Source organism: Kitasatospora sp. NPDC023176 (genome assembly GCF_055560495.1).
Genome location: NZ_JBVHIP010000078.1, coordinates 1 through 7312, shown reverse-complemented (window position 1 = coordinate 7312; position 7312 = coordinate 1). Strand labels below are relative to the sequence as shown.

At 71.6% G+C, this 7312-nt stretch carries 6 protein-coding genes and 1 pseudogene; 6 read left to right on the top strand and 1 reads right to left on the bottom strand.

Annotation, left to right across the window (positions count from 1 at the left end; genetic code table 11):
* The first annotated feature begins 931 nt into the window (after positions 1-931).
* Positions 932-1117: a hypothetical protein gene (locus ACZ3YL_RS42185; protein WP_465663141.1), complete on the top strand. Its 186-nt coding sequence runs from the start codon at positions 932-934 to the stop codon at positions 1115-1117.
* Between the two features lie 707 nt (positions 1118-1824).
* On the opposite strand, the gene ACZ3YL_RS42180 is transcribed toward ACZ3YL_RS42185, so the two are convergent.
* Positions 1825-2448: a helicase associated domain-containing protein gene (locus ACZ3YL_RS42180; protein WP_465663139.1), complete on the bottom strand. Its 624-nt coding sequence runs from the start codon at positions 2446-2448 to the stop codon at positions 1825-1827.
* Positions 2449-2541: 93 nt separating this feature from the next.
* On the opposite strand from ACZ3YL_RS42180, the pseudogene ACZ3YL_RS42175 reads away from it, so the two are divergent.
* From ACZ3YL_RS42175 to ACZ3YL_RS42155, 5 genes and pseudogenes are all read left to right on the top strand, one after another.
* Positions 2542-2736, top strand: a pseudogene (locus tag ACZ3YL_RS42175) (LLM class F420-dependent oxidoreductase); the annotation flags it as partial.
* A 110-nt stretch (positions 2737-2846) separates the two neighbouring features.
* Positions 2847-3071 (top strand): hypothetical protein, encoded by a 225-nt coding sequence (locus ACZ3YL_RS42170; RefSeq protein ID WP_465663137.1) that lies wholly within the window; start codon positions 2847-2849, stop codon positions 3069-3071.
* A gap of 691 nt (positions 3072-3762) precedes the next feature.
* The gene (locus ACZ3YL_RS42165; RefSeq protein ID WP_465663135.1) at positions 3763-5130 is read left to right on the top strand and encodes a hypothetical protein; all 1368 of its coding nucleotides are present in this window, start codon (positions 3763-3765) and stop codon (positions 5128-5130) included.
* A gap of 789 nt (positions 5131-5919) precedes the next feature.
* Positions 5920-7029 (top strand): transglycosylase family protein, encoded by a 1110-nt coding sequence (locus tag ACZ3YL_RS42160; protein ID WP_465663133.1) that lies wholly within the window; start codon positions 5920-5922, stop codon positions 7027-7029.
* A 79-nt stretch (positions 7030-7108) separates the two neighbouring features.
* Positions 7109-7312 (top strand): transposase (locus ACZ3YL_RS42155; RefSeq protein ID WP_465663131.1); only part of this gene is annotated, 204 nt, incomplete at its 3' end.

Genomic DNA, 7312 nt, shown 5'->3' with positions numbered 1-7312 from the left:
CCCGCGTGTCGAGACCGGGGTCGTGGCCCCCAGCCGCCACCACCCAACCCACCACCCCCCCGACGGGAACACCACCGCCGGCCCATCACCCCGCTGGGGGCGCCCCCAGCGGGGTCAGGGGCCGGCGGTAGGCTGCCCGGGCCCCAAGAAGGCACAGGAGGCCGCCACCCATGAGGTGGCGGCCTCCCTGCATCTCAGGCGGGACGGCGAAGACCGGCTCGCCCCACACACCCGGGTTGCGATGAAGCGCCGCTGCCCCCCGGATCCGCTGTGCGTTTCAGGCCGGGTCTTTCGGCGGGAAGTGCCGGTCCAGGATCTCGGCCCACGTCGGCAGGGCGACGAAGCAGCCGGTGTCGTCGGCCTGGGTCTGGACGAGTTCCAGCAGAGCCGCGATGAACGGGCCCGCGGCGGTTCCGGACGGGAGCGCGGCAGCGGCATCCCGTAGCCGGCTGTGGGCGGCGGGGAAGGCTTCCTTGGCCCGCGCGTCCTGTTGCTTGGCCTTCGCGACGCCGGCCTCCCTCAGGATCTGGTCGATCGGTGGGGCACCGGTCGGTGTGCCAGATCGCGGTGACGGCTCCGTCTCGGCCGATCGAGATGGTGCGGATGTCGCCCGTGTCCGGTCCGGCTTGGCAGTCCTCGCACTCGCGGCGGCGGCTGGTGTGGGGGCGATCGGCGTTGGGGTCGGTCACAGGGCACGGTCCTTCCTGTGCGCGGCAGGCCGGGTGTGGGGGGCCGGTCCGGGAGCGCCCATCCAACGCCCGCCGAACAGCAAGGTCAACACCTTTCACCAGGCAACGAGCCGTCAGAATCCGCTGCGCCGCACGACGGGCCGGGCGGGCCTCTCCGCCTCGGTGCCGCGCAGCGCGAAGGCTGCGGCGCGGATGCGCTCCAGCCAGCTCATGACCTGGCGCAGCGTGGCGGGGTCGAGGTGGTGGGTGAGGTCGCGGACGGCCTGGTGGTCGTCGTCGGTGAGGGCGTGGAGGCTGGCGCGGTCGAGGGCGGTGTAGAGGGGCTGGGCGGCGGTACCGGAGAGGCGGCGGTGGACAACGTCGGTGGTTTGGCGGGCCTGGTGGGCGGCCTCGCGGGCGCTGGCGGCGACGTCCTGGCGGTGGTGTAGGCGGTCTCGTCTCCGGCATCGGCGTGCCGGTCAGCGGTGCGCTCGCCGTCCCGGGCTCGGTGCAGGGCCTGCTGGATGGTCTCCAGGGTCATTCCGGCCGCCCGGCAGCGGACCCGGCTGCGGACGGCGCCGAGCCGCCCGTGCTCCTGGTCGACGTCCTCGTCGTCCTCGTCCTGGGTGAAGGGGGTGCGATCGGGGTGCTGGGCGAGGACGGCGTGCAGCGTCGCGGCCGGCCTCCCACGCCTCGGCGTGGACGACGGGCTCCGGCAGGCCACCGTCCGGGCGGGCACCGAGGACGACCCGACCATCCACCAGGGCCGCCCAGCCGTCCAGGCCGTCGACGTCCTTCTCGGTCCAGCCGCTGGCCAGGTCCGCGCCCTGGTGGAGGGTGCGAATACCGTCGTGGCCGGACCAGCGCCGCCACACCGAGCCGCGCACCAGCGGGGAACCGAGGATCGGGCGGCCCAGGTCCCGTCGGCGGGCGCGGGCCGGCTGCTGGACAGGGCCAGCTCCAGCCGGGGCGAGGCGGGCCGGGTCGGGGCGGGTGGTGTCGGTCATCGCGCGGTACCTCCGGGAGTCGGGAACGGGTACGGGCGGCCGTCCCGGCCCACGGTGGGCCGGGACGGCGGGGTCTTGCGGGTGGGATCAGCCAGTAACGGTCTCGGCGTGCCGGGTGAGCGCGTCCAGGAGCGCAGCCTGGTGGTCGGTCAGCTTCCCTTCGGTGCGGGCCTTGTCCTGCTTGCGCAGCCAGGTGCCGGGGCGGAAGGTGGGGTCGGCTTCGCCGCCGGTGCGGTTGGCGGGGCCGTCCAGGGTTCCGCCGGCGGCGAGGTAGGCGAGCAGGCGGCGGTACGACCTGTTCCGGTCCGGCTCCAGGCGCCACAGCTCGTCCAGCGCGTCGAGCTTGGCGGCCTGTCGGCGCCGAGGGCCTCGGCCTTGCGCTGACGGCGCATCCAGGCGCCGACCGCGTGGCCGTCGAGCTTCTCGGTGGCGGGGATGGCGAGGTGGCCGTGGTGGGCGGCCCAGGCACGGGCGTAGGCGTAGCCGCGTTCCCAGGCGTTGGCGTGCTTGGACCAGATCATGCCGAGCGCGTCCAGCTCCGAGACGCGCGCGGCGTCGAGGAGGCCTTGGCCGTTCAGGTAGCGCTGCCGGTCGAGCCAGGAGATCAGCTCGCCATGCTGGGTCTTGTCGGTGGGGTCGAGGTGGCCGTGTTGGAGGTGGAACACGGCGGCGACGGCGTGCATGCGCTGCCACTCGACCGCCCGCGGGTTGAACGCCCGCAGCTTCACCGTCTGGAGGACCACCCGGTCGATGTCGTCGAGATTCACGGCCATCTCATGGTTCTACCGGGAGAACCACGGGGGACTGCGGCTTTCACCGGGAGGATTTGGTTCCGTGCGCCACGGTTGCGGAGATAGCCTCGGGCCATGCAACTTGGCGTGAACGTAATGAATTTCGGGCCGGGGACCGATCCCGGCGTGCTGCGCGACTGGGCACGGATCACGGAGGGGCTCGGCTTCGACCTCCTCATGTCGTCGGATCACGTGGTCGTCACCCCAGACGTCGCCGAGCGGTATCCAGAGCCGTTCCATGAGCCGTTCACCACGCTGTCCCGGCTGGCCGACGGCAGCAGCGAGGCGCCTCCTGCCTTCCGCGGCGTTGGCGGCCACGGCTGGCGCCCCCGCCCCGGCCGTGGCCCTGGAGAGGCTCGGATGGGGCGGACGAGCCGGTCATGGAGATCATCTACGCCAGCCTGATCCCCCGACAGTCCGACGACGGCGTCCAGTCGAACCACCAAGCCGAGGACGTGGACGCCCTGTGGGCCCACTCCCTGTCCGGCGACGGACTCCAGCACGTCAGCGCACGTCACGAACCCGGACGGGTCGACCTGCTACTTTACGTGCTGCCCCTGGACTCCCCCGACGAGCCAGTGCCCTCCAGCGCGCCCACACCGTGATCGCCCGAAGCCACCGGACCTCGCCCCGGCTGAACCGGCGCTACCTGTCGCCCGATCCGCTCACGGCACACGAGAGCATCACCACCGGTTGAACACCACGCACGCTCGCCCGGCACCGTCCGACCGGCATCCGGGCCAACGGCACGAACCCGGGCCGCGATCGATTCACCGCCTTCCTGTCACCTCCGAGCCTTCGCCGGCGCCCTTCTGCCGTGCCGCGCCCTGACGACGCCGCACGTCCTGCCGGCACGCCCTGAGCGTGTCTTCCAGGCCGCATCTCTACAGCCATCGCCCTGATGCTCAATCACCTGTTTTCCGCGCCCGACCCCGGGAGACCCCTGTAGCCATTAAGGCTTCGACCCTCGTCCGCGCTGCCGCCGCGCTGTGCGCCGTCGCCGCCAGCGGATTCGCCTGAGCCGGCCTCGACACCGGCGCCCAGGCCACTGCGGTGGCGCCCAGCAGCACGCCTGCCCCGCTGCCGTCAGGTGCAGACCCAACCGCCCCGGCACCACCGCGCGGGCCAAAACCCGGCACCTCATCGCCGACGCGCTCGCCTCGGCGAGGCACCGGTCTGTGCGGCTACACCATCAGTCTCCATCGCTGATCGAGCCGGTAGGCCACGAGGACCCACCGCGGCCGCGCACCCTTCGGCAATTCCACCCGATCCACCCACGTCCAGTTCGGAGAACCCATGTCCCTCTCGCGTTCCGCAGCCCGCACGACCTCGGTCCTGGTGGCAGCAGGACTGTCCGTCCTCGCCATAGGCATAGGTCCGGTGAGTGCCCAGCCGACCGGGATCGCGGCCCCCATACCGTCCGGTGGCGTCGTCGACAACGACAAGGGCGGCGCAGGCCAGGGGCCGAGTACGCCGATCACCACCCACCGCTCGTCCGCGGACGGAGTCGCCTCCGAGCTGGCCGCCGGGCCGTCCATCACCCGGTCCGAGGTCATCGCCCGTGCCGACTCGTGGGTGGGCCAGGGACTCCAGTACACCCACACCGGCGAGACCTACCAGGGGTACCGCAAGGACTGCTCCGGCTACGCCTCGATGGCGTGGAAGCTGGACACCCCGGGTCTGGACACCACCAGGTTCGTGCCCAGCGGCGTCGCCTCCTGGCTCGGCAGCAAGGACGACCTCAAGCCCGGTGACTCGCTGCTGAACGACAGCGCGGCCTACGCCGGACACATCGTCATCTTCGACCAGTGGGCCGACAGCGGCCACAACTCCTACTACGGCTACGAGTTCACCGGCGACGGAGTCCGTCACCGGGTCATCCCGTACCCGTACTACTCCGGCCACGGCACGTTCAAGCCGGCCCGCAACAACAGCGTGATCGACGACCAGGTGGTCGCCCCCCAGCCGTCGACGTACAGCGGTGACGTGCCGGTGGCGGGGCGTTGGCCGGGGTCCAGGTCGACGACGGTCGGCGTGTTCCGGGACGGGACGTGGGCGCTGCGGATCACGAACGCCTCGGGGCCCGCGGACGGGACGCTGAACTTCGGGCAGCCGGGCGACATGCCGATCGTCGGGGACTGGGACGGCACCGGGCACTCGCAACTGGGCGTGTTCCGGCCCTCGACCGGCACCTTCGCCCTGCGGCACGACGACGGCAGCGCGACCTCGCTGAACTTCGGGCAACAGGGTGACTTCGCGGTGCCGGGCAACTGGGACGCCAACGGGCACGCGCAGATGGCGGTCTACCGGCCGTCGACCAACACCTTCACGGTTCGGCACGACGACGGCTCGGTGACCTCGGCGATGCTGGGCCAGTCCGGCGACCTGCCGGTGGTGGGGGACTGGGACGGCACCGGGCACGCGCAGATGGGTGTGTTCCGGCCCTCGACGGGCACCTTCGCCCTGCGGCACGACGACGGCTCGGTGTCCACCGCGGCGTACGGCCAGCCCGGCGACCTGCCGATCGTCGGCGACTGGAGCGCTACCGGCCGTACCACGTACGGCATCTACCGCCCGTCCACCGCGACCTTCGCTCTGAGCGGCGCCTACGCCGGCCAGGCCGACACCGTCTTCGCCTTCGGCAACGGCGGCACCTGGAGCTGACGCCCACCCGCTGACCGCGATCCACCGCACTCCGGCCCCGGGCATGTGCCGTTCGCCCGGGGCCGGACCCCGCTGGCTGCCGGCGGCAGTCGGACAGCCGTCGGCGTGCGTACCACGGTGGGCGCACCGGCCGTGCGTACGGCGGGAGGGCAGAATCCGACCCTCGGCGTCATCGCCGCGCTGGCCGGCCTGCCGGTCTGACCCTTCCGCTCCCTGCCAACCGGTGGGGCGTTGGATCGGCCACCACTGACGGCGTGTTCCGCGACGGCACCTGAGCGCTGCGTGATGCCGACGGCGGCACGACAGCCGTCGGCTTCGGCCAGGCCGGGGACCTTCCGATGACCGGTGACTTCGGCGGTGTCGGCCCACGACCAGCTCGGTGTCTTCCGGCCCGGCACCAGCACGTTCGCGGCGCGGCACTACGACATGACGGCAGCGTGTCGACGGCAGCCTTCGGCCAGGCCGGTGACGTCCCGATCGTCAGCGACTGGGACGGGGTCGGCCACACCCAGATGGGCGCTGCGACCTTCCCGTCGTCGGCGACTGGAGCAACCAGGGCCGAACCACCTAGGGCGTCTACCGGCCCGGCACCGCCACCGTCGCCCTCAGCAACGCCTACGCCGACACCGCCGACTCCGTCTTCACCTACGGCAACGGCGGCACCTGGTCCTGACCCACCGCCTCACCGGGGGCAGGCCGTGCCATCCCGACCTGCCCCCGTCGCCCCCCAACCAGTCACCCGTCCAAACGACTTCCGTCCACGCTGCATCTGATTGCGAGGCCTCCTACATGCCCGCCATGCCCTCCGCTCCATCCGTCACTCGCTTTGGCAAGGCTGCCCTACTCGTCACATGCGCCGCTGCCGCCGCGGCACCACTCCTGACCGCCGGCACCACTTCCGCAGCTTCCGTCACCACCTGGGACCGCGTCGCCATGTGCGAGAGCACCGGCGACTGGAGCATCGTCAGCGCCAATGGGCTCTACTACGGCGGCCTTCAGATCACCATGGCCAACTGGAAGTACTACGGCGGCACCGCCTACGCGGCGCGACCAGACCTCGCGACCAAGCAACAGCAGATCCTCATCGCCGAGAAGATCCTCGCCGACCAGGGCCCCGGGGCCTGGTCCTGCGCCTCCAGTGCCGGCCTCACCACGGGCGGCCCGGCCCCCGTCTTCCCGACGGACGCCAAGCCGTCGACGTACAGCGGTGACCTGCCCGTGTCCGGCCGCTGGGGCGTGGGCGCGGCCACCACCGTCGGTGTCTTCCGGGACGGTACCTGGGCCCTGCGCGACACCAACGGGGGCACCACGACGGTCGGCTTCGGCCAAACCGGCGATCTCCCGATGACCGGCGACTTCGACGGCATCGGCCACGACCAGCTCGGAATCTTCCGTCCCTCCACCAACACCTTCGCCGTCCGCCACGACGACACCAGCGCCACTTCCTTCTCCTTCGGCCAGGCCGGCGACATCCCCGTCCCCGGCATGTGGGACCACAACGGCCATGCCCAGATTGCCGTCTACCGCCCCAGCACCGGCACGTACGTCGTCCGCCACGATGACGGCAGCGTGTCGACGGCAGCCCTCGGCCAGGCCGGCGATACTCCGATCGTCGGCGACTGGGACGGCGTCGGCCACACCCAGATGGGCGTCTTCCGCCCCGGCACCAACGACGGCGGCCAGAACGTCATTGCCCTACGCCACGACGATGGCACCGTCACCACCGCTGCCTACGGCGTGAAGGGCGACCTTCCCGTCATCGGCGACTGGAGCAACCAGGGGCGCACCGCCTACGGCGTCTACCGGCCCGGTACCGCGACCTTCGCTCTCAGCAACGCGTACGCGGGCGCCGGTGACTCCGTCTTCACCTACGGCGACGGCGGCATCTGGTCCGCCTAGTAGGGCTTGGTCAGGTTCGTCTTGGTATGGCGTGTCCGTTGGTGGGTTGCGTCGTTGAGGGTGTGTGACACCTGGGGAGATGGCTGAGGTCTGGGAGGACCTGGAGGCGTTCACGGCGGAGCTGTTCGAGGCGTTTACCCGCAACGATCAGCGCCGTTGGGGACAGGTCTATGTGCGTGGGCTGCTGGTGGACGGCGGGCGCAAGTCGGTGGAGCCGATGGCGGCCCGGCTGGGCGAGGACGGCAACCGGCAGGCGCTCGCGCATTTCGTGACCAGTAGTCCG

Bases quoted from the DNA above. Each gene is read 5' to 3' on its own strand.
- ACZ3YL_RS42165 (WP_465663135.1), top strand. From the start codon at position 3,763: ATGTCCCTCTCGCGTTCCGCAGCCCGCACGACCTCGGTCCTGGTGGCA.
- ACZ3YL_RS42160 (WP_465663133.1), top strand. From the start codon at position 5,920: ATGCCCGCCATGCCCTCCGCTCCATCCGTCACTCGCTTTGGCAAGGCT.
- ACZ3YL_RS42180 (WP_465663139.1), bottom strand. From the start codon at position 2,448: ATGGCCGTGAATCTCGACGACATCGACCGGGTGGTCCTCCAGACGGTG.
- ACZ3YL_RS42170 (WP_465663137.1), top strand. From the start codon at position 2,847: ATGGAGATCATCTACGCCAGCCTGATCCCCCGACAGTCCGACGACGGC.